This window comes from Leifsonia sp. Ger2509, from assembly GCF_055231915.1.
On the sequence record NZ_JBUYVB010000003.1, the window covers coordinates 1638461 to 1660395 of the forward strand.

A 21935-nucleotide genomic window follows, 5' to 3' on the forward strand; every position below is an offset into this window, starting at 1 on the left:
GAGCCTGCGCGGGGCGGCCCTGTCTCGGAATTCAGGAACCTTCGCGCCCACAACGGCGGAGAACGGACGAAATCGGCCGATTCAGCCTCATCGGACGCGCATGTTCCTGAATTTCTGAACGATCGGCAAGTCGACGCCGCGTCACCACATCTCGCAATTCAGGAACCCTCACGCCCAACGCGGCGCTGAACGGCCGAAATCGTCCGTTTCGGCCTGATCGGGCTCACACGTTCCTGAATTCTGAACATCCGCCTCGGCGGGACGCAGCGCGCGACGTACGTTCGCGTCAGTCCGCCACGCCCAGCGCGTCGAGCGCCGCGACCAACTGCTCATAGAGCCCGGGCTCCGCCGCGATCAGCAGGTCCTTGCTCTCCAACCCGCCGCCGAGTCCGCCCACCTTGGCGCCGGCTTCGCGCGCGATCAACGCTCCGGCCGCGTGGTCCCACGGGTTGAGCATCCGCTCGTAGTATCCGTCGAGCCGTCCAGCGGCGAGCGAGCAGAGATCGAGCGCTGCCGAGCCGATGCGGCGGATGTCACGTACCTGGTCGATGAGCCCCTGCACCACCCCGGCCTGCTTCACCCGAAGCTCGGCCGAGTACGAGAAGCCGGTTCCGATGAGGGCGAGCGGCAGCTCGACACCGGTTCGCACGCGAAGGCGCGCGCCGTTCAGGAAGGATCCGGCGCCCGCGGTGCCGGTGAACACCTCGCCGATCGCCGGATTGGCGACCACACCCGCCAGGGCGCGCCAGGTCGCCGGGTCCGGATCGCCTTCGACCACGGCGATACTGACGGCGTAGGCGGGGATGTCGTACGCGTAGTTGACCGTGCCGTCGATGGGATCGACGACCCACGTCAGTCCGCTCGTTCCCTTCTCGGCGCCCGACTCCTCACCGAAGAACCCGTCGTTCGGGCGCGCCTCGGCCAGCGCATCCCGGATGAGCTTCTCCGACTCGCGATCCGCGAGCGTCACGATGTCTTCGGCGGACGATTTGGACGCGGCGATCTCGACGCCCTCGCGGCGCCGGCGAAGCACGAGCTCGCTCGCGCGCTCGGCGATGGAAACCGCCGTGGAGAGGAGTTCATCAGGAGCGGTCATGGGCCCAGCCTGTCACAGACGCACCCTCGTCGAAGCGGCGGCCCCGAATCAGGTCGGGATGCGGCGGGTCGGATGTGGCGGGTCAGCCTGTTCGGCGGCACAGCCTCTCAGCTCACGTCATGTGGCGTGGCGCCGGCACGACGAAAGAGCCCGGCCGCCGGCCGGGCTCTTTCGTGACACATCTCCGACTCAGCGAGGACCTGGGTCGCGACTCATCACAGCGTGGCGAGTGAGGGATTCGAACCCCCGAAGTCTAAGACGGCTGATTTACAGTCAGATCCCTTTGGCCGCTTGGGTAACTCGCCAGGGCGCACCCGACCACATGTATTCATCTGACCGAAGGCGCTACATAAGGATACTCACCGAGGCTCGTCTGGTGAAATCGGCTCGTCCGGGCTCTCCGACGGCGTCGGCGCCTCATGTTCGCCGGGGCCCGGAGGAGCCCGCCGTATCCTCACCAGCTGCATGATCGCCACTACGAGCGCGCCGAGCAGGATGATCAGTCCGGCCGCATACATCCACCCGGTCATCGTCGGGCCCCTGCCGCGTTCATCCCGCCTCCGATGCGTTGAATGGGCAGCTTACCCGCCCGGCGCCTGCACGGAAAGGGGTGAACGCCGCACGGACATTCATCCCCTCCCGGCGCTCGCTAGGATTTAGCGAGGCGGAGCGAACGATTGCGAGGTGTCCGTGGTCGGAATCGATGAGGTCGCTCGCCGCGCAGGCGTCTCGACGGCGACCGTCTCCCGCGCTCTCAGCGGCAACGGCCACGTCTCGCCCGGCACGCGCCTCAAGGTGTCGGAGGCGGCGCTGGATCTCGGCTACGTCGTGTCGTCGAACGCGTCGAGCCTCGCATCCGGGCGCACGAAGAATGTCGGAGCCGTCGTTCCGTACCTCAACCGATGGTTCTTCTCGTCGGTCATCGAAGGCGCCGAACGCGCACTCCTGCGGCACGGCTACGACCTCACCCTGTACAACCTCAGCGGTGGAGGGGATGAGCGCCGCAGCGTGTTCGAGCACTTCCTGCTGCGCAAACGGGTGGATGCGGTGATCGCCATCTCCCTCGAACTCACGGAAGACGAGGTCAGCCGGCTTCTCGCTCTCGGCAAGCCGATCGTCGGCGTCGGCGGCCCTCTCGCGGGCGTCCGCACCCTCACGATCGACGACGTCGCCGTCGCCCGCCTGGCGACCGAGCACCTGCTCGCCCTCGGGCACACCCGGATCGCCCATGTCGGAGGCCACAAGGAGTTCGACCTCGACTTCCACATCCCGACGAACCGGCGGATCGGCTACGAGCAGGCGCTCACGGGCGCCGGCGTGCCACTGCGTCCGGAGCTGTACCAGCCGGCGGACTTCACCATCGGTGGCGGCTACCAGGCGGCGAAGCAGCTTCTCGGCGCGCCCAGGGACCGGCCGACCGCGATCTTCGCGGCATCCGACGAGATGGCGATCGGCAGCATCCTTGCCGCCCGCGACCTGGGCCTGAGCGTGCCGCACGATGTCTCCGTGGTCGGCATCGACGACCACGAGCTGGCAGAGTTCTTCGGGCTGACGACGGTCGCGCAGTTCCCGACGGGCCAGGGCGAGAAGGCCGTCGAACTCCTCATGGGCGTGCTGCAACCGGACGAGACCCACCCGGAGCCGGTGAACACCGCGCTACCGTTCGAGCTGGTCGTCCGGTCGAGCTCCGCGCGACCGGATCCCGCTTCCTGACCCGCGCCCATAAACTGGGTGAATGGCAGATTCATCTTTTGACGTGGTCAGCAAGGTCGACAAGATGGAGGCGGACAACGCCCTCAACCAGGCACGCAAAGAGGTCGAGCAGCGATACGACTTCAAGAACGTCGGCGCCTCCATCGAGTGGAGCGGCGAGAAGGTCCTGATGAAAGCCAACACCGAGGAGCGGGTGAAGGCTGTCCTGGAGGTCTTCGAGTCCAAGCTCATCAAGCGCGGGATCTCGCTGCGGAGTCTCGACACCGGCGAGCCGTTCGCGTCTGGCAAGGAGTTCCGCATCGAGGCGGGCATCAAGAACGGCATCGAGCAGGATGCGGCGAAGAAGATCTCGAAGCTCATCCGCGACGAAGCGCCCAAGAGCGTCAAGTCGCAGATCCAGGGCGACGAACTGCGGGTGTCGTCGAAGAGCCGGGACGACCTTCAGGCGACGATGGCACTGCTGAAGAACGCGGACCTCGACGTCGCGCTGCAGTTCGTCAACTTCCGTTAGGGCTTTCGCACCGAGAGTGCCCGCTGCAGCCGAGAGTGCCCGGTGCGCGGGGCTATCTCGTCCGCAACGGGCACTCTCGCCGGCCAGACAACGCCGCCCGACGCGTGGGCGCGCCTACCGGGCATGCAGGTAGCCGCGCAGCCAGCGCGTGACCTGCGCGTAGGCGTCGGCGCGAGCATCCGGCGCCGAGAGCGTCACGTCGTGCAGCGCGCCCTCGATCCGGGCCACTGTGACCGTCGCACCCAGGCGAACCGCGCGCGCGGCGATGTCCTCCACAACGAGCACGATGTCGCTCCGCATCATGTCGGGCGTCCAGCGTGGGAGGATCGTCGAGCGCGCCGACAAGAGCGTGAGCACCGGCGCATCGATGGAGAGCCCGGCGGCGACCCGCGCGTGCCCCACGAGCACCGCGTTCAGCCACCCCGGATGCACGGCGAAGCCTCGCAGAGGCCGCCAGTTCAGGTCGTACGTCCACTCGCCGTCCAGCGTCGATGACACCGAGCGGGTATAGAAGCCGAGGTCCACGTTCGGGAGGGGCGCGTGCGGCTCGAAGCGGGCCTGCATGCCGATCAACGGTGCGAGGGCGGCGCGCCCCGCACCCCGCGCCTGGAACTCGAGCCACGGGCTGTTCAACACGATCGCCGCCGCCCGACCGGGGTTGCGGTCGGCCCAGAGGCTGAGGGTCAGGCCGCCGGTCGAGTGCCCCATCAGGATCAGCGGTCGACGCGCGTCGACCTCGCCGTCGTGGATGATCGCGAGGGCCGCTCCGATCTCCTCGTCATACGCGGCGAGGTCGTCCACGTCGCCCGGCGTCTGGTGCGGCCGCAGACTTCGGCCGTATTTGCGAAGGTCGAGGGCGAAGAACCGCGCACCCGACCGGTGCCAGAACTCCGCGAGCTGCGTCTGGAAGAAATAGTCGGACCAGCCGTGCACATAGAGCACGTCCGCGCCGTCCGCGGGTTGTTTCGCGAAGTGGGGGCGGGGCGCGGGCCGGTAGCGGACGAGCGTCGCGACGACCTCGCCCTCACCATCCGGTTCGAGCGGAATCGTCAGCTGCTCGAAGTGCTCGCCGAGCACATCCGGTTTCCACACAGTCCCCTGCGCCACGTTCACACCCTAGCGGGGAGCTTTCAGCTCAGAGAGTGCCCGTTGCGGCCGAGGGTGCCCGGTGCGCGGGGCGATCTCGTCCGCACGTGACCCTCTCGTGCGTCGAACCCGGCTACGAACGGTTGGAGATCTGCACCATCTCGTCGCGCGGGACCACCTTGATCCGCACCCGACCCTCCGCCTCGCCGAGCGCCAGCTCGTGCGAATCGAGGTTGTGCCACCCGTCCAGGTTCGTGTACTCGACACCGCGCTCGCGCAGCAGCGCTACGATCGACCCCTCCGAGGGGTCGACCGGCGTCCACCAGTTGCCCTGGTCGTTGATGACGTGCTTGATCGTCTCCATCGCATCCGACTTGGTGTGCCCGATCAGCCCGACCGGACCGCGCTTGATCCACCCCGTCGCGTAGACGCCGTACATCCGCGTGTTGTCTGTCTTGTGCAGCACCTGCCCCTCGCGGTTCGGGATCACGCCGTGCTTCTCGTCGTAGGGGATGCCGTCGAGCGGCGACCCGAAGTATCCGACCGCCCGGTAGAGGGCGCGGATCGGGATCTCGCGGATCTCGCCGGTCCCGCGCACGCCGCCCTCCCCATCCGGTGCCGTGCGCTCGTAGCGGATGGCGGACACATGCCCGGTGCCGTCGTCGACGATCTCGAGGGGCTTCGCGTAGAAGTGCAGGTGCAGCCTCCGCGACGCCGTGCCGACCTCGCGCTGGCGCCACTGCTGCAGCACCCGGTCGATGACCATGACCTGTTTGTTGCTCGCGATCGCCGCCTTCGACGCATCGTCGTACTCGAAGTCCTCGTCGTAGACGATCATGTCGACATCGCGAAGTTCGCCCAGCTCGCGCAGTTCGAGCGGCGTGAACTTCACCTGTGCCGGCCCGCGACGACCGAAGACGTGCACATCCGTGATGGGCGATTCCTTCAGGATGTCGTAGACGTTCGCCGGGATCTCAGTCGGCAGCAGGTCGTCCGCGTGCTTGGCGAGCATCCGCGAGACATCAAGGGCCACATTGCCGTTGCCGATCACAGCGACGGACTCGGCCTCGAGCGGCCACGTACGCGGCACGTCGGGATGCCCGTCGAACCAGCTCACGAACTCGGCCGCGCCGTATGAGCCTTCGAGCTCGATCCCCGGGATGTCCAGGTCGGAGTCCCGGATGGCGCCGGTGGCGAAGATCACGGCGTTGTAGTGCTTCTTCAAGTCGTCGAGGGTGATGTCGGTGCCGAAGTGGACGTTACCGAAGAGCCGGATGTCACCGCGGTCCACCACCTCGCGAAGGGCGGTGATGATGCCCTTGATCCGGGGATGGTCGGGCGCGACGCCGTAGCGGACCAGTCCGTAGGGCGCCGGGAGCTGCTCGAAGAGATCGATGGAGACATCGAAACCGCGCTCGGCCTTCAGGAGGATGTCCGCAGCGTAGATGCCGGCCGGTCCGGCACCGACGATGGCCAGTCTCAATTTGGTCATGCGTGATCGCCCCTTTCTGGCTGGGTTGGTCTAGCTGGATCGTTCGACGATGGTTTCGGCGAAGCGCGTGAGCGCCTTCTTGACCGGACCGTCTGGAAGAGGGTTGATCGCTTCGACGGCCTCGCGCGCCCAGCGGTGGGCTTCGTCGAGGGTCTGGCGGGTGACCGCGTGCTCGCGGAGCGCCGCGATGGCGGAGATGGATGCTGCACTGGCGGTGCCATCATCGGCAGTGCCGATGACATCGCGCTCGAGCCGCTCGAGGAGGACGAGGGCTTCCGGGTCGGTGAGCGCGAGCTCGCGGAGCCGGAGGAGGGGGAGGGTCGCGACCCCCGCGCGCAGATCCGTGCCCGGCGTCTTGCCCGTCTCCGCGGCCGCACCGGAGAGGTCGATCACGTCGTCGATGAGCTGGAAGGCCACACCGACCTTCTCGCCGAAGACCACGACGGGCTGTTCGTACTCGGAGGGCGCACCCGAAAAGGCGACGCCCATTTGGGCGGCGGCGGCGATGAGCGAGCCGGTCTTGTCAGCGAGCACCTGGAGGTAGTGCTCGATCGGGTCTTCGCCGTCGCGCGGACCGATGGTCTCGTGCAGCTGGCCGAGGCACAGCCGTTCGAAGGTGTCCGCCTGCAGGTTGATCGCCCGCTCGCCGAGGGATGCGACCATCTTGCTGGCACGCGCGAACAGCAGGTCGCCGGTGAGTACGGCCACCGAGTTGCCCCAGACGTGCTGAGCGCTCGGCACGCCGCGCCGCATCTGCGCTTCGTCCATCACGTCGTCGTGATAGAGGGACGCGAGGTGGGTGATCTCGATCGCTTCGGCGGCAGTCAGCACCTCGGGCGTGTTTCCCGCTCCGAGTTGCGCCGTCAGCAGGGTGAGCATGGGCCGCACCCGCTTGCCGCCGGCCTCGAGCAGGTAGCGGGCTGTCACATCCGCGAGATTGTCGGCGAACCGCATCTCGGCGTGCAGGCCCTCTTCGACGCGGACGAGCCCAGCGTCGACGGCCGCCGCGAAGTTCTTGTCCGCGCTCGACGCGAAGATGCGCTCGCTCAGACCGACCTGGCCCGAAAGCGAGGTCCCCCGCCTGGCGACCGGAACGCTTGAAGCCACTACTCCCCCTCGGTGAGCGGCACGAAACCGCGGTGCAATGCGACGATCCCCGCCGTCAGGTTGCGATAGGCGACGCGCTCGAGGCCGACATCGCGCATCCACTCGCTGAGCACGGGCTGGCTGGGCCATTCCGCAATCGAGTCCATCAGGTATTCGTATGCCACGGGATTCGAGCTCGCCAGGCGGACCAGCACAGGCATACCGTAGCGCAGATATGCGAAGTAGCCTTTGCGCACGACAGCGGCCGGGGGCCGGGAGAACTCGCAGATCACGACGCGGCCGCCCGGTTTCGTCACGCGGCGGAACTCGGCGAGCGCCGCCTTCGGGTCGACGATGTTGCGGAGGCCGAACGAGATGGTGACCGCGTCGAACTCGTCTCCGAACGGAAGCGCCGTCGCATCCGCCTGGACGAATTCGATGAAGGGATTGCCGGCCTGGCGCTCGCGGCCGACCTCGATCATGCCCGCGGAGAAATCGGCGGCGATGACACGGGCGCCGGTGCGCGTCAGCGATGCGCTCGACGTGCCCGTGCCGGCTGCGACGTCGAGGACGAGCTCACCGGGCTTCGGGTCGACCGCGCGCGTCGTCGCGTACCGCCACAGCGCTGCATTGCCGACGGACAGGATGGTGTTCGTCCTGTCGTAGTGCGTCGACACTTCGTCGAACATCGCAGCGACCTGCTCGGGCTTCTTGCTCAGGTCGGCCTTACTCACCGTGCTAGCTTACCTTTCCACTTCTTCTCCCCATCCCGCGCCCACCGGACGCTCAGTTCCGCGGGCGTAGGCTTGAGCAGTGACTCCCCTTTCGACTACGGCGCACGAACCCCGCGTCGTCGAACTCACGGTCGAGACCACCCCGCTCGACGATGTCCGCCAGTTGCTGCCGTTCCTCGACGCGCGCCGACCGCTCGTGTGGATGAGGAAGGGCGAGGGCCTCGCCGGGATCGGCACCGCCCTCCGTCTCGAATTCACCGGACCCGACCGGATGCGCACGGCGGCGACCGCCTGGCGCGAGGTGGTCGCCGCAGCCACGGTTGTCGATCCGATCGCGAAGCCGGGAACCGGCCTCGTCGCGTTCGGCACGTTCGCTTTCGCGGATGACAGCGCACTCACCAGCGTCCTGATCGTGCCCGAGGTGGTCATCGGCCGGCGTGGCGGTCGCTCCTGGATCACCCGGATCCGGCCAACCGGTTCCACCGGCACTCTCGCCGCACCGCAGCCGACGACGTTCGGCACGGAGTACCGTCTCTCCCTTCTACCGGGTTCGCTGAAACCCGCTGCCTACCGTGACGCGGTGGCGGATGCCGTCACCCACATCCGCGCCCACGACCTCGGCAAGGTCGTCCTCGCTCGCGACCTCGTGGGCCACCTCCCCCTCGAGTCCGACGTCCGCCGTGCCCTCGTCGAGCTCGCGCTCGGCTACCCGGACTGCTGGACCTTCGCCGTCGACGGCCTGGTCGGTTCGAGCCCGGAGACGCTGGTGCGCGTCGACCATGGAACGGTGAGCGCCCGCGTGCTCGCCGGCACGATCTCGCGCGGGCCGGATGGCGCATCCGATCGCCGGGCCTCGGTCGAGCTGGCGGCCAGCCCCAAAGACCTCGACGAGCACCAGTTCGCCGTGAAGAGCGTGCTCGCGGCCCTCGAACCGCACAGCAGCGCGCTCCAGGCGAGCGAAGCGCCGTTCACCCTCAAGCTGCCGAACCTCTGGCATCTCGCCACCGATGTCGCCGGCACGCTCAGCGACGGTTCCACATCGCTCGACCTGATCGACGCCCTGCACCCGACGGCCGCCGTCGCGGGGACACCGACCGATGACGCCCTCGAGCTCATCCGCCGGCTCGAACCCTTCGACCGCGGGCGCTACGCGGGCCCGGTCGGATGGGTCGGTGCGGATGGCGACGGCGAATGGGCGATCGCACTCCGGTGCGCCCAACTCACCGAGACCGGCGACCTCACGGCATATGCCGGATGTGGAATTGTCGCCGAATCCGACCCCGAGCGCGAACTGGACGAGACGACGATGAAGTTCCGCCCCATCGTCGAGGCGTTCGGCTAGCCGTTGAGCCCGGGAAAAGTCCGGGCGATTCCGCCGAATCGGCGGACTTTTCCCGGTCTCGACAGCTACGACTGCGCGAGCCGGACCTTCTCGGTCTCGATGTCGTAGTCCACCTGGGGCCAGTCCAGGTGCATGCTGTCGAGAGCATCGATCAGCAGGTGCTGTACGGCAAGGCGCGCGTACCATTTGTGGTCGGCGGGAACCACGTACCAGGGCGCGTGGTCCGTCGATGTCCGGTCGAGCATCCGCTGGAACGCATCCTGGTACTCGTCCCAGTGCTGCCGCTCGTCCACGTCGGCCGGGTTGTATTTCCAGTGCTTGTCCTCGCGGTCCAGCCGCCGTGCCAGCCGCTTCCTCTGCTCGTCCTTGCTGATGTGCAGCATGACCTTGACGACGACCGTGCCCGTCTCGACCAGTCCGCGCTCGAAGGTGTTGATCGCGTCGTAGCGGCGCTCGATCTCCGCGGGCGGCGCCAGCTCGCGGACCCGTGCGATGAGCACGTCCTCGTAATGCGAGCGATCGAAGACCCCGAACTCGCCGGCGGCGGGCACCTGCTTGGCCACCCTCCAGAGGAAGTCGTGCGCCAGTTCGACCTCGTTCGGCTTCTTGAACGCCACGTAGTGCACGCCGTTCGGGTCGACGGCGCGGACGACGTGCGAGACGATCCCGCCTTTGCCCGCGGTGTCCATCGCCTGCAGCACCAGGAGGATCTGCCGTCGCTCGCCGACCGTGCCGGCGGCGAACAGCCTCTCCTGGAGGTCACGCAGCACGGCGGCGCCCTCGCTCAGGGCATAGGAGCCGTGCTTCTTCCCGCGGTCGAAGCCCGGACGCGCGCCGGTCGGACTCTCGGCGAGCACGAAACCGTCGCCCGCCCTCAGCAGGTCTCGCGGGTCGGCGGTCCAGAAGGTTTCACGCATGTCCGGGCTCCTCGTCGTCGAAGTACTCCATGCTCGCACGTCGCCCGCCGTGTCCGGCGGAAGACCGACCCATTCCGAGCTCAGCGAGGAAGCGGGATCTCGAGGATGCTCGGTCCGACCGGAGGCGCGGACAGCGCCTGGTCGAGCTCGCCGCGCGTCCGGACGCGCTGGTGGTGCCAGCCGTACGCGTTCGCGAGCGCGGCGATGTCCACCCGTTGCGGTGTGTACAGCACCCGGTCGAGCGCGGCCGCCGGGGCGGTCGACGCGACCTCGAGCCCGTCAAAGATCGTGCCACCGCCATCGTTGCCCACGATCAGCTGCACCTGCGGACGTGGCTCGCCGTCGCCGAGGAGCAGCGACCCCGCATCGTGGAGCAGCGCGAGATCGCCGAGGAGCACCCGCGTGATCCCGGACGCCTCCCCCGCAGCGTCAGCGGATGCCCGGCTGGCCAGCGCGATTCCGATCGCGGTGGCGATGGTGCCGTCGATCCCGGCCAGCCCGCGGTTCGCGTGCACGCGGATGCGCTTTCCCGGCACGATCTTGTCGGCGTCGCGGATCAGGCGGGATGCTCCGAGCACCAGCCGGTCGTGCGGCCAGGTGAACCTCCAGAGCGCTTCGGCGAGCATCCCCCGCGTGATCGGGGCGCGCACGGCGGCCAGTTCGGCCCGGGCGAACGCTCCGCGCTCGACCGGATTACTGGACAGCGCTCTGTCGAGGTCGGGTACGGCGACTCCGGGATCGGATGCGCGCTCGGCCTCCGCCTGGAGCGAGCGACTCGCGAACACCCACCGGCCCACCCATTCCCGGGCTTCGGGAGAGCTCGGGTCGGTGCCGGCGGCCGCGACGACAGAGCCGACGAGCGTCGCGCGGTGGCCCGGGTTGTACACCTCGGTTCCACGTGGTGCGACCACGATCGTTTCGACGCCGCTCCGAACGAGCAGCGCGGGGACCTCCCGGCTCAGCGTCGGGTGACCGAAGACGATCGCCCGCTCGACCCGGCCGCCGAAGTCGTCGACGACGAGCAGCTCCCGGTAGGCGACGACGAGGTTCGGGCCGAACCGCGCACCGCTGGTGACCTCGGCCAGCAGCGGCCATCCTCCGGCGCGGGCGAGCTCTTCGGCATCCGCGCCGGCACCGGCGCCGGCGACCACCACGGTGCGTGGGCCCGCGACGAGCTCGAAACGCGGGCGACCGAACGTCGCCGGTTCCGTCGGATCGCCCAGCGTTGCATCCGCCACGGCATCCGCCACAGCGTCCCCGGTCGCAGCCGCCACGACATCCGCGACCGACCCGGTCAGCACAGCATCCAGGACGGCATCCGCCACAGCATCCGCCACCGCGCCCTCCGGCACCGCCACGGAGAGCGGCTCGCGGAACGCGATGTTCAGCTGCACGGGTCCGGGATCGCCGCTGACCCCGCCGATCGCCGCATCCACCGCCTCACGCGCGAGGTCACGCGCGCTCCCGCTCTCGGCCGCATCGCCCACCGGCGCATCGATGTCGACGCTCATCCGCGCCGCCGCACCGAACATCCCGGGCTGGACCGTCGTCTGGTTCGACCGGATGCCCCGCAGCTCGGTGGGCCGGTCGGCAGTGATCACGATCATCGGGACCATCGAATGGTGCGCCTCGAGCACGGCAGGATGCAGGTTGGCCGTTGCCGTGCCGCTGGTGGTGATCACCACGGCCGGGCGTCCGCTCTCTACCGCGAGACCCAGCGCGAGGAACCCGGAGACGCGCTCGTCGATCCGCACGTGCAACCGCACGGATGCGCGGTGCTCGAGTTCCGCGGCGACGAGGGCGAGCGCCTGCGACCGCGAGCCGGGGCTCAGCACGATGTCGCGCACGCCGAGGCGCACGAATTCGGTCAGAAGGGCGAGCGAGTAGTCGGTGGCAGGGTTGCCGGTCGGGGCATCATGCATCCCGTCGGCCGGTTTGGTCGTTCTCAGGGCCATCCTTGTCGAGCTCGGAGAGCTCCTGCTCGAGGCGCCGGATGCGCTCCTCCTGGTCTCGATCGGCAGCGAGGCGCTTCAGGAACTCCGGATCGTCGTCGGGGGCGACGGTGCGCCGGCCGACCGGGGACTTGCGGCGACCTCGGCCGATCATGAACCAGAGGATGCCCCCGATGATCGGGAACAGGATGATGACGAGAAGCCAGATCGGCTTGGGAAGGCCACGCACTCGCGCACGGTCGAACAGCGCGCAGTCCACCACAGAGTAGATGTAAAAGACCGCGGCAACGACGCCGAGGACGATCCAGAGGCGAACCATGCGTCAATCGTAACTCTCAGAGAGTGTCTCTAAGCTGGGAGCGTGAAAGGCATTCCCTCCTGGGTGACATACACGGTGCTTCGGCTCCTCGTGTTCATCGTCCCCCTCGCGATCCTCCTCCTGCTCGGCGTGGAGGCGTGGATCTCCGTCGTGGCCGCCGCATTGATCGGGCTCTGCCTCTCCTACATCTTCCTGCGCCGACCGCGAGAAGCCGTCTCGCGCGACCTGTACGACGTGCGGCACCGCGAGAAGCCCGTCATTTCAGCCGACGACCAGGCGGAGGACTCCGCAGTCGACAGCGCAGGTCCCGGTCCCGATCAGAAGGCGTAGGCCGCGCCGAGCGCGAGCGCCACGGCCAGTCCGGTGAAGCTCGTCAGCTGCAGCGCGAGGATGAGTTCGCGCGGCGTCTTTCCGGCGAGGACGATCAAACAGGCCGGGAGGGCGAGAAGGAGCGCGAAAAACCCCAGCCACGCGAACGGGTAGAAGATCGCCATCACGGCGAGGATCCCGAACGGCACCAGCAGGAAGATGCAGAACACGATCCGGGATGCGACGTTGCCGATCAGAACGGCGAGCGTGCGCTTGTGCGCCTGCTTGTCGGGGACGATATCGCGGATGTTGTTGACCATCAGCACCGCGCAGGCGATCAGGCCTGCCGCGACGGCTCCGTACCAGGACTCCTGGTTCACCACGCCGGCAAGCATGTAGGTGGTGCCCGCGGTGGCGACCAGGCCGAAGAACACGAACACGAACAGTTCACCGAGACCGTAGTAGCCGTAGGGCCGCTTGCCGCCGGTGTAGAACCAGGCCGCAGCGATCGCCGCAGCGCCGACGACGAGCATCCACCAGTGCTGCGTCAGCACGACGAGGGTGAGACCGGCGAGCGCTCCGAGCGCGAAGAACGTCAGGGCCACCAGCAGCACGGTGCGTGGCGCCGCCTTTCCCGAGCCCGTCAGGCGGCCCGGCCCGACGCGGTATTGGTCGGTGCCGCGGATCCCGTCGGAGTAGTCGTTGGCGTAGTTGACCCCGATCTGCAGGAACACCGCGACGAGCAGGCAGAGGACCGCGCGAACCGGGTGATAGACACCGGCGCCCTCCGCGACGGTCGCCGCTCCGGTTCCGATGATGACGGCGGAGATCCCGAGCGGGAGCGTGCGCAGTCGCGCACCGGCGATCCAGTCGGATGCGGTGGCCGGCTTGACCTTGGTCCGCGGCGCTCCCGGACGCCCCCTCCGCCCCGACGCGGCGGGGTTCCCGCCACGGTTGGCGGGCTTGGATTTCTGGGATTTCGCGCGGTTCTGACTCATCACAGAGCGCATTCTATCCAGGCGCACTATGGGGTCGGATGCACGTCGACCAGCCGTGTTATCGCAACGCGATCGGGTTTTCCGCTCGCGAGCATCGGCACGTGTCCGACCCGGACGATCTCTGCCGGCGCGGCGGCTCGTCCAAGCTCCTCCACCACCGCGCTGCGGAGTGCGGCGAGGTCCATGGGTGGCGTCGTGTCGGATACGACGACGGGGACCTGCCCCCACTCGGCGCTGTTCCGGGCGACCACGACCGCGTGTTCGAAGCCCGGCTGTGCGCGGACGACCCGCTCGACGGCGGCCAGGAGCACCTTCTCGCCCCCCGAGATGATCACGCTGTCTGCTCGGCCGGTCACCACGACGGTGCCCGCTTCGACCCGGCCGAGGTCGCCCGTGCGATACCAGCGATGCCCCGCATCGAGGTGGAAGGCGGCGTCGGTTCTGACGGGGTCGTCGAGGTAGCCCTCCGCGAGCGTCGGACCGGCGATCTCGAGAAGGCCGTCGACAGTGCGAACCAGGGTGCTCCCGATCGGGACGCCGTTGTAGACGCATCCGCCGGCCGTCTCGCTCGAACCGTACGTGGCCGTGAGGGCGAGGCCCCGCGCATCCGCCCGCTCGCGCAGCGTCGGTGGCAGGGACTGGCCGCCGACGAGGATGCCGTCGAAAGCGCGAAGCACATCGAGCACCTGGGGATCGGCGTCCGCGGCGTCGAGCAGGCGCGCGAGCTGGACCGGCACGAGCGAGACGAACCGCGCATCCGCGGTCATCGACCGTGCCAGCGCGGCGAACGCGACCGGGTCGAAGTGGCCGGGCGCGAGGATGACCGGGTCGGTTCCGGCGGCCACCGACCGGACGAGCACCTGCACGCCGGCCACATAGTGGGCGGGGAGGGCGAGCAGCCATTGTCCCTGGCCGCCGAGAGCTCCCGCGGATGCTGCGGCGCTCGCGAGCAGGGCATCCGCTGAGAGCGCGACACGCTTGGGCGCCCCGGTGGAACCCGACGTCTCGACGACGACGGCGACGTTCTGGGGCACGATGGCGGGGACACGGGCTGCGCCTGGCGTGCGCGCGCGGTCGCCGCCGCGGTCGGCGCTCCTGCCGGCGTCGCTGCCCGTGCCGACCGCGTCGCGCGGCAGGACGGCCGGGCCGTTGCCGGAGAGCACATCGCGCACCGCTTCCAGGACGACCGCGGGCTGCGCGGAGTCGACGATGCGAAGCGGCCGGGTCACCTCGGCGCCATCAGTACTGCCAGGGGAACGGCGACCAGTCTGGATCCCGTTTCTCGAGGAAGGAGTCGCGGCCCTCCACGGCTTCGTCCGTTCCGTAGGCCAGGCGGGTCGCCTCGCCCGCGAAGACCTGCTGGCCGACCAGACCATCGTCGACGGCGTTGAAGGCGAATTTCAGCATCCGGATCGCGGTCGGCGACTTCGTCAGGATCCGGTTCGCCCACTCGAGAGCTGTCGACTCCAGCTCGGCGTGCGGGACGACGGCGTTCACGGCTCCCATCTCATAGGCGCGCTGGGCGGAGTACTCCTCGGCGAGGAAGAAGACCTCGCGCGCGAACTTCTGCCCGATCTGGCGGGCGAAGTATGCGCTGCCGTAGCCGGCGTCGAACGACCCTACGTCCGCATCCGTCTGCTTGAACCGGGCGTGCTCGGCACTGGCGATGGTGAGATCGCAGACGACATGCAGCGAATGTCCGCCGCCCGCCGCCCAGCCGGGAACGACGGCGATGACGACCTTCGGCATGAACCGGATGAGACGCTGCACCTCGAGGATGTGGAGTCTGCCGCTGCGTGCGGCATCGATGCCCGTCGCCGTCTCGCCATCGGCGTACTTGTAGCCGTCGCGCCCGCGGATGCGCTGGTCGCCGCCCGAGCAGAACGCCCATCCGCCGTCCTTCGGGCTTGGCCCGTTGCCGGTCAGGAGGACGACGCCGATGCGAGGGTTCGCCCGCGCATCCTCGAGAGCTGCGTAGAGCTCGTCGACCGTGTGCGGGCGGAACGCGTTCCGCACCTCGGGCCGGTTGAACGCGACGCGCGCCACCCGCCCGGCGAGGTCGTGGTGATAGGTGATGTCCGTGAGCCCGTCGAAGCCGGGGACGGGCTTCCATGCGCTCGCGTCGAAGATCTCGGAAACGACCGGTGCCATGCCCCAAGCCTAGGGTCTGGCGCTGCCGCCGCCATGAAGTCCGCGTGCCAGACTGGGAGGATGCAGCCTGAGCTGGCCGACCTGTTGGCGAACGCTCGCGTCGTCGCTCTGCCGATGCGAACGCGATTCCGCGGAATCACCGTGCGCGAAGCCGTACTGATCGAGGGTCCGGAAGGCTGGACTGAGTTCTCGCCGTTCGTCGAATACGACGACCGCGAAGCCGCAGCCTGGCTGCACGCTGCGATCGACTTCGGCTGGAGAGCGACGCCGCCGCTCCAACGAACCACGATCCGCGTGAACGCGACCGTCCCGGCCATCCCGGCTTCCGAGGTCGCCGAGGTGCTCGGCCGCTACCCGGGCTGCCGGACGGCGAAGGTCAAGGTCGCCGAACCGGGGCAGTCGCTCGCGGAGGACGTCGCGCGCGTGCGGGCGGTGCGCACGGCGCTGGGACCGGAGGGCAGGATCCGCGTCGACGCCAACACGCTCTGGAACGTCGACGAAGCCGAGCACGCCATCCATGCGCTCGCCGAATTCGACCTGGAGTACGTCGAACAGCCCTGCGCGACCATCGAGGAACTGGCCGAGATCCGTCGTCGCACCAAATACATGGGCGTGCCGATCGCCGCCGACGAAAGCGTTCGCAAGGCGAGCGACCCGCTGGCGGTGGCGAATGCGCGGGCGGCGGATGTGCTGATACTCAAGGCGCAACCGCTCGGCGGCATCCACGCGGCCCTGCGGATCGTTGCCGAGGTGGAGCTGCCGGTCGTCGTCTCGAGTGCGATCGACACGTCCGTCGGGATTGCGATGGGAGCGCACCTCGCCGCGGCCATCCCCGCGCTCGATTACGACTGCGGGCTCGGCACGGCCGCGATGTTCCTCGCCGATGTGACGGACGAGCCCTTGCTCCCCGTCGACGGTTCGATCTCGGTGGCACGGCCGGTCGTCAGCGAGCGACGGCTCGACGCGCTCGCGGTCGACGCCGAACGCCGGCAGTGGTGGCTCGACCGGGTCACCCGCTGCTTCCACCTGGTCGAACGGGCCGAAGCGCTCTGACCCGCTGGATGGGATCAGCTCGGGTGGGATCAGCGATGATGGGATCAGCCGGGATGGGATCAGCGATGAGGGAATGGCGCTCGTCGGCTCCGCGTTGGCCCACGGTACAGGCGTAGACACCGCAGCCCGCGCATCCGAAACCCGCACCGCTTCGCTGAAAGGCCCCAGCATGGCAGCAACACTTCCTGTACGCGCGAGATTCTGGACGGCCGCCGCGGTGGTGGTCGTCGCTCTCTGGTCGAGCGGCGCCCCAGCCCTGATCTACCCGGTGTACGAGCAGGCGTGGGGCCTCACACCCGCCGTGATCACGGCGATCTTCGCGGTCTATCCGATCGTGCTCGTTGTGGTCCTCGTCGTATTCGGCGGCATCTCCGACTACATCGGGCGGCGGACGACGATGCTCGCCGGCCTCGGTTCGATCGCGGTCGGCGTGCTCATCTTCGCGATCGCGCCCGACGTCGCCTGGCTGTTCGTGGGGCGCATCTTCCAAGGCATCGGGGTCGGGCTCGCCCTGAGTCCGGCCGGCGCCGCGCTCGTCGAATACGGGCGGAGCGTATCGTGGGCGAGCTCGATCAACACGCTCGCCACCGCCGTCGGCCTGACCATCGCCACGGTGCTCGGCGGCGGGCTCGTGCAGTACGCGCCCTGGCCGAGGGAGCTGACCTTCTGGGTGCTCCTGCTCGTGACCGTGGCCTTGACGGCTGCCGTGAACTTCCTGCCGCGGCACGACCGGAGTGCGGCTCCCGGGTCGCGTTGGCGCCCGCGCCCCATTCGTGTTCCGCGCGGACTGCGTGGAGTCGTGGTCGCCGCATCCCTGGGAGCCGCGACCAGCTTCGCGGTGGGTGCCGTGCTCATCTCGCTCGGTGCGCAGCTGATCAAGGATGTGCTGCACACGGAGAACGCGTTCATCGCCGGCCTCGTGCTCGCGATCAGCGCCTTCGTCGGCGGCTGGGTGTCGATCGCGGCGCGCCGACTCGCACCGCGCACGTCGGTGGCGTCGGGGGCGCTGCTCTCTGCCTTCGCGACTGCGCTCCTCGTCGTCAGCGCGAATCTCTCGTCGCTGCTCCTGTTCGTCGTGACTTCCGTGATCTTCGGGGCGGCATATGGGATGCTCTTCCTCGGCAGCCTCGGACTCGTCAACCGCTACGCGCAACCCGACCACCGCGCGGGTACCCTCTCGGTCATCTACCTCGTCGCCTACCTCGGGCAGGGCACGGTCGCGATCGGGCTCGGAGTGCTCGCGACGGCCCTGGGCCTGGCCCCGGCGCTCTCGATCGTCGGCCCGGTGCTCATCGCGTTGGCGCTCTCCGCTGCCGTGGCTGCGATCTTCTTCGGGCGGCCCGCTGCGGTGGAGCTGGCAGAAGCGGTGCAACAGGTGGATGCGGCGCGTTGAGGCGCGGCTGCTCTGTCAAAGCGTCGGCGCTGAGGGTAGCCTGAGGGGTGTCGTCGAAGGAGATGATGGGACCATGCAGGCATCGGTTGGAGACAGGCTCGTCATCCACGGCAAGACGGTCGAGAGTCCGGATCGTTCTGGCGAGGTGCTCGAGGTCCACGGGGCGGACGGTGCGCCGCCGTACCTGGTCCGCTTCGATGACGGGCACGAGACGCTGGTCTACCCCGGCACCGACACCGTCATCCAGCACGCGGACGCGTAGCTGCCACACGGTGGGGTCGCGGCTGCGGCCCGCGCCCACCTTCTGAACCGTCGCACACGGTGGAACCTGTGCGCTCGCGCAGAACCTGTGCGCTGGCGCGGAACCTGTGCGCTGGCGCGGAACTCGCGCAGAACCTGTGCGCTCGCGCCTCGCCCTAGAGGCCGGAGTAGGCGTGCAGGCCGTGGAAGAAGACGTTGACGACTCCGAAGTTGAACATCACAGCGGAGAAGCCGATGATCGCAAGCCATGCCGACCGTGAGCCGCGCCATCCGCGGGTCGCGCGGGCGTGGATATACCCGGCGTAGATCACCCAGATGATGAAGGTCCAGACCTCTTTGGTGTCCCAGCCCCAGTAGCGGCCCCACGCCTTCTCGGCCCAGATGGCCCCGGCGATCAGCGTGAACGTCCAGAAGATGAAGCCGACGATGTTGACTCGGTATGCGAGGTTCTCGAGTGTCTGCGACCCGGGCATCGTGGCGAGGAAGCGGAACTGCTGCGGTTTCGACTCTGCGACCTGGCGCTCACGCCGGACCTGGAGCAGCTGTAGCCCGGAGAGCGCGAACCCCAGCGCGAAGAAAGCCGTGCCGAGGATGGCAACCATGATGTGGATGACCAGCCAGTACGACTGCAGCGCCGGCGGCAGCGGAACCACGGGAACGTAGTACCGCACGGTCGCGATCATCAGGAGGATGCAGACGAGGCCGAGCACGAACGTGCCGAGGTATTTGACGTCGAAGCGCAGGTTCACGAGGAGGAAGACTCCGACGATGACCAGGGTGCCGGTCATCGAGAATTCCCACATGTTCGCCCACGGAACGCGGCCGGCCGCCACACCGCGAAGGATGTCCGCGGCGAGGTGGAAAGCGAATCCGAGGATCGTCAGCGCGAACGCGACGCGGAGGCTCTTCGATGTCTCGCCCCCGCGATGGACCTCGTCTTCGACGCGGGTGCTGATGCGGGTGAGGGTCGTGGTCGTTCCGCCGCCCTGAGCGGTGGCGGTCGCTTCCGCGCGGCGCTCCACGGCGCTCGGGACTTCCGCGGGAATCGTCGCCCGTGCGCCGCGGCGCGCCAGGTCGAGCGCGAACGCGACGAACGCGAAGGCGTAGATGCCCATCGCGGAGTAGATGCAGAGTGTGGAGAGCTGAGCCAGGGTGTCAGTCACGGTGTAAGCCTAAGTGTTTTCTGTTGTGGTGAGTGACGCGATATGGCGGTCGGCCAGCGCACTGACCGCAGCCGCCAGGTTGGGATCGTCACCGCGGGCGAGACCGGCGTATTCGATGGTGAGGGATCCGTCGTCGCCGCGGATCGCTTTGACCCAGATCCGTCGGCGCGGCACGAAGAGCGACGTCAGCAGTCCGGCGAGTACCAGGATCGCGAAGAGCAGTACCCAGCCCTGGGTCGGGTCGTGGTGGACGTCGAGCGAAGCGAACCGCTTGACGTTGTCCAGGCTGACGCTCCCGAGCCCGTTCGGCAGCTGCGCGGTCTGGCCCGGGGCGAGCTCGAGTGCCTTGAGTTTCGTGCCGGGGCCGGTCAGCTGGGTCAGCTTGTCCGTATCGAGGTTGTAGACGGACTGCGGAACACCCGAGTTGACCCCGAGGTCGCCCTGGTAGACGTTGAGCGTGAGCAGGGGGTTCTTCAGACCGGGGAACGTCGACGCGAACGCACCTGCAGCGGTCTGGCTGTCTCCCTTGGTCGGATAGAAGAAGCCGATCATCCCGAGCTGTTTCGCCAGCCCGTCCGGCACCTTGATGACGCCGAGGGAGGTGAGGTTCGGATCCTGTGGCAGGAAGGGAACCGAATCCTGGAAGACGATCGCGCCGTCGGGGTCCCGCACAGTGATCGTCGGCGCATAGCCGTTACCGAGCAGGTACACCTGCGTCCCGCCGATCTCGAGCGGGTCGTTCACCTTGATGGTCGTAGTCGCAGACGCCGATCCCGGCCCGGTCGTCGTGACGTGGGCCGTGTAGTCGAGCGGCTGGCCCATCGCGTTCGCATTCTGCGTCTCGTACGCGACGTCAAGACTGTCGACGCGGATCGAGAACGGCTGCAGAGACGAGTCGTTGAAGAATCGACCCGGGTTGAAGGAGTTGTACGACGGAAGGCTGTTGACGAAGCTCTGCCCCTCGACGACCACCTTCTGGCCGTTGTAGCCGAAACCGCCACCCAGGCCGACCGCGAGCAGGATGCCCACGAGCGCTGAGTGGAAGACGAGGTTGCCCGTCTCTCGCAGGTAGCCGCGCTCCGCGGAGACAGACGTGGACCGCGCGTCCTCGAACAGCGCGACGCGATAGCCGCCCTTGCGCAGGAGGTCTCGCGCAGCGGCGATCGGCTCGCCGGCGTTGGCGGCCTCCTCGCTCGTGATGGTGCGGCTCTGGAATCCGGCCATCCGGGGCAGCCGGACGGGTGTGCGCGGCGGTTTCGCCCGCAATGCATCGAAGTGGTGCTTCGTGCGCGGGATGACGCAGCCGACGAGCGAGGCGAACAGGAGCAGGTAGATGGCCGAGAACCACACCGAGGTGTACACGTCGAAGGCCTGGAGCTTGTCGAGGAACGGGGCGATGTCGGGGTGCGCCTGGAAGTACTGGGTCACACCGTTCGGGTCGGAGCTGCGTTGGGGCACCAGCGACCCCGGAACCGCGGCGATCGCCAGCAGCAGGAGCAGGAACAGCGCTGTGCGCATGCTGGTGAGCTGCCGCCAGAACCACCGCAGCCACCCGACGAATCCCAGCCTGGGCTGGTTGATGTCGGTCTCCTGCGGCGGGGCAGCGGAGTCGATGTGGTCAGATGGCCGGCTCAAAACCCGTGATCACCGCCAAGAATTGGGACATGAGCAGGCTCCACAGCCCGGTGACCATGAGTACTCCGATCACGATGAGCAGTGCACCGCCGATGATGTTGATGGCACGGATGTGCCGTTTGAGGAACGCCACGGACGATGCGACCCACTCGTAGCCGAGGGCGACGAGGAGGAACGGGACTCCGAGCCCGATGCAATAGAAGAGGCCGAGGAGGGCTCCGCGCCACGGCGACCCACTGCCGACGCTGAGGGCGTTGATCGCGATGAGTGTCGGACCGAAGCAGGGCGTCCAGCCGATTCCGAAGACGATGCCGAGGACGGGCGCGCCGATGAGGCCTGTCGCGGGGCGCCAGTTGGGCTTGATGGTCTTCTGCAGGAACGAGAACTGCCCGACGAAGACCAGACCCATGATGATGACCACCACGCCGAGCACGCGCACGACGATGTCCTGCCAGCGGATCAGCCATGCCCCGAGCGCGCCGAAAGCGGCGCCGTAGGCGATGAAGACGACCGCGAAGCCGAGCACGAAGAGGGCGACGCCTGTGAGCAGACGCGACCGGTCGCGTCTGACTCCCGGCTCGCTGAAACCGCCGACATAGGCGAGGTACCCGGGCACGAGCGGCAGGATGCATGGGGAGGCGAAAGACACGAGCCCCGCGAGCAGCGCGATCGGCAGCGCAAGCAGAAGCTGCCCGCTGAAGACGATCTGTCCGATTCCGCTCAC

The 21935-nt window shown here is 68.3% G+C and carries 21 protein-coding genes and 1 tRNA gene; 7 read left to right on the forward strand and 15 right to left on the reverse strand.

Features of this window, described 5'->3' with window-relative positions; all coding sequences use genetic code 11:
• Nucleotides 1-286: 286 nt before the first annotated feature.
• A complete protein-coding gene (locus ACV7NN_RS08070) occupies nt 287-1096 on the reverse strand; it encodes an inositol monophosphatase family protein (protein WP_463349054.1) in 810 nt (269 codons plus the stop codon).
• Between the two features lie 223 nt (nt 1097-1319).
• Nucleotides 1320-1401: transfer RNA gene (locus ACV7NN_RS08075), tRNA-Tyr, on the reverse strand.
• A 385-nt stretch (nt 1402-1786) separates the two neighbouring features.
• Between ACV7NN_RS08075 and ACV7NN_RS08080 the strand changes: the two genes are divergently transcribed.
• Nucleotides 1787-2809 carry a LacI family DNA-binding transcriptional regulator gene (locus tag ACV7NN_RS08080; RefSeq protein ID WP_463351263.1) on the forward strand — a complete coding sequence of 341 codons (1023 nt, stop codon included), beginning with the start codon at nt 1787-1789 and terminating at the stop codon, nt 2807-2809.
• A gap of 22 nt (nt 2810-2831) precedes the next feature.
• Nucleotides 2832-3320, forward strand: a complete 489-nt coding sequence (locus ACV7NN_RS08085) for a YajQ family cyclic di-GMP-binding protein (protein ID WP_163291526.1) — start codon at nt 2832-2834, stop codon at nt 3318-3320.
• Nucleotides 3321-3434: 114 nt separating this feature from the next.
• On the opposite strand, the gene ACV7NN_RS08090 is transcribed toward ACV7NN_RS08085, so the two are convergent.
• The 4 genes from ACV7NN_RS08090 to ACV7NN_RS08105 form a co-directional block, all read right to left on the reverse strand.
• Nucleotides 3435-4427, reverse strand: coding sequence for an alpha/beta hydrolase (locus ACV7NN_RS08090; RefSeq protein WP_463349056.1), 993 nt, complete (start codon nt 4425-4427; stop codon nt 3435-3437).
• Nucleotides 4428-4539: 112 nt separating this feature from the next.
• A complete protein-coding gene (locus ACV7NN_RS08095) occupies nt 4540-5898 on the reverse strand; it encodes an FAD-dependent oxidoreductase (RefSeq protein WP_463349057.1) in 1359 nt (452 codons plus the stop codon).
• Nucleotides 5899-5928: 30 nt separating this feature from the next.
• On the reverse strand, nt 5929-7005 hold the full coding sequence (locus tag ACV7NN_RS08100; protein WP_463349058.1) for a polyprenyl synthetase family protein: 1077 nt from the start codon (nt 7003-7005) through the stop codon (nt 5929-5931).
• The gene (locus ACV7NN_RS08105; RefSeq protein ID WP_463349059.1) at nt 7005-7718 is read right to left on the reverse strand and encodes a class I SAM-dependent methyltransferase; all 714 of its coding nucleotides are present in this window, start codon (nt 7716-7718) and stop codon (nt 7005-7007) included. The genes ACV7NN_RS08100 and ACV7NN_RS08105 overlap by 1 nt, the downstream gene beginning before the upstream one ends.
• A 79-nt stretch (nt 7719-7797) precedes the next feature.
• Here ACV7NN_RS08105 and ACV7NN_RS08110 point away from each other — a divergent pair, with 79 nt between their 5' ends.
• Complete coding sequence (locus tag ACV7NN_RS08110) at nt 7798-9060, forward strand: isochorismate synthase (RefSeq protein ID WP_463349060.1); 1263 nt, start codon at nt 7798-7800, stop codon at nt 9058-9060.
• Between the two features lie 65 nt (nt 9061-9125).
• Here ACV7NN_RS08110 and ACV7NN_RS08115 read toward each other — a convergent pair whose 3' ends face one another.
• From ACV7NN_RS08115 to ACV7NN_RS08125, 3 genes are all read right to left on the reverse strand, one after another.
• On the reverse strand, nt 9126-9977 hold the full coding sequence (locus ACV7NN_RS08115) for a PPK2 family polyphosphate kinase (RefSeq protein WP_463349061.1): 852 nt from the start codon (nt 9975-9977) through the stop codon (nt 9126-9128).
• Nucleotides 9978-10057: 80 nt separating this feature from the next.
• Nucleotides 10058-11932, reverse strand: coding sequence for a 2-succinyl-5-enolpyruvyl-6-hydroxy-3-cyclohexene-1-carboxylic-acid synthase (menD, locus tag ACV7NN_RS08120; RefSeq protein WP_463349062.1), 1875 nt, complete (start codon nt 11930-11932; stop codon nt 10058-10060).
• On the reverse strand, nt 11892-12248 hold the full coding sequence (locus ACV7NN_RS08125; protein WP_463349063.1) for a PLD nuclease N-terminal domain-containing protein: 357 nt from the start codon (nt 12246-12248) through the stop codon (nt 11892-11894). The genes menD and ACV7NN_RS08125 overlap by 41 nt, the downstream gene beginning before the upstream one ends.
• A gap of 42 nt (nt 12249-12290) precedes the next feature.
• Here ACV7NN_RS08125 and ACV7NN_RS08130 point away from each other — a divergent pair, with 42 nt between their 5' ends.
• Nucleotides 12291-12578 (forward strand): DUF4229 domain-containing protein, encoded by a 288-nt coding sequence (locus ACV7NN_RS08130; RefSeq protein ID WP_463349064.1) that lies wholly within the window; start codon nt 12291-12293, stop codon nt 12576-12578.
• Here the strand turns inward: ACV7NN_RS08130 and ACV7NN_RS08135 are convergent.
• The 3 genes from ACV7NN_RS08135 to ACV7NN_RS08145 are packed head-to-tail and all read right to left on the reverse strand — an operon-like array spanning nt 12566 to nt 15706.
• Nucleotides 12566-13555: a 1,4-dihydroxy-2-naphthoate polyprenyltransferase gene (locus ACV7NN_RS08135; protein WP_463349065.1), complete on the reverse strand. Its 990-nt coding sequence runs from the start codon at nt 13553-13555 to the stop codon at nt 12566-12568. The genes ACV7NN_RS08130 and ACV7NN_RS08135 overlap by 13 nt on opposite strands.
• A 26-nt stretch (nt 13556-13581) precedes the next feature.
• Nucleotides 13582-14784 carry an AMP-binding protein gene (locus ACV7NN_RS08140; protein ID WP_463349066.1) on the reverse strand — a complete coding sequence of 401 codons (1203 nt, stop codon included), beginning with the start codon at nt 14782-14784 and terminating at the stop codon, nt 13582-13584.
• 10 nt (nt 14785-14794) lie between these two features.
• Nucleotides 14795-15706, reverse strand: coding sequence for a 1,4-dihydroxy-2-naphthoyl-CoA synthase (locus tag ACV7NN_RS08145; RefSeq protein ID WP_463349067.1), 912 nt, complete (start codon nt 15704-15706; stop codon nt 14795-14797).
• 60 nt (nt 15707-15766) lie between these two features.
• Here ACV7NN_RS08145 and ACV7NN_RS08150 point away from each other — a divergent pair, with 60 nt between their 5' ends.
• The 3 genes from ACV7NN_RS08150 (at nt 15767) to ACV7NN_RS08160 (ending at nt 18414) form a co-directional block, all read left to right on the forward strand.
• Nucleotides 15767-16759, forward strand: coding sequence for an o-succinylbenzoate synthase (locus tag ACV7NN_RS08150; RefSeq protein ID WP_463349068.1), 993 nt, complete (start codon nt 15767-15769; stop codon nt 16757-16759).
• A 169-nt stretch (nt 16760-16928) separates the two neighbouring features.
• Complete coding sequence (locus tag ACV7NN_RS08155; RefSeq protein WP_463349069.1) at nt 16929-18152, forward strand: MFS transporter; 1224 nt, start codon at nt 16929-16931, stop codon at nt 18150-18152.
• 73 nt (nt 18153-18225) lie between these two features.
• A complete protein-coding gene (locus tag ACV7NN_RS08160) occupies nt 18226-18414 on the forward strand; it encodes a DUF1918 domain-containing protein (RefSeq protein WP_463349070.1) in 189 nt (62 codons plus the stop codon).
• Between the two features lie 154 nt (nt 18415-18568).
• Here ACV7NN_RS08160 and ccsB read toward each other — a convergent pair whose 3' ends face one another.
• From ccsB to ACV7NN_RS08175, 3 genes are read right to left on the reverse strand one after another with little or no spacing between them, the layout of a single operon-like run.
• On the reverse strand, nt 18569-19576 hold the full coding sequence (gene ccsB, locus ACV7NN_RS08165) for a c-type cytochrome biogenesis protein CcsB (RefSeq protein WP_463349071.1): 1008 nt from the start codon (nt 19574-19576) through the stop codon (nt 18569-18571).
• 9 nt (nt 19577-19585) lie between these two features.
• Nucleotides 19586-21211, reverse strand: a complete 1626-nt coding sequence (resB, locus tag ACV7NN_RS08170) for a cytochrome c biogenesis protein ResB (RefSeq protein WP_463349072.1) — start codon at nt 21209-21211, stop codon at nt 19586-19588.
• A complete protein-coding gene (locus ACV7NN_RS08175; protein WP_463349073.1) occupies nt 21195-21935 on the reverse strand; it encodes a cytochrome c biogenesis CcdA family protein in 741 nt (246 codons plus the stop codon). The genes resB and ACV7NN_RS08175 overlap by 17 nt, the downstream gene beginning before the upstream one ends.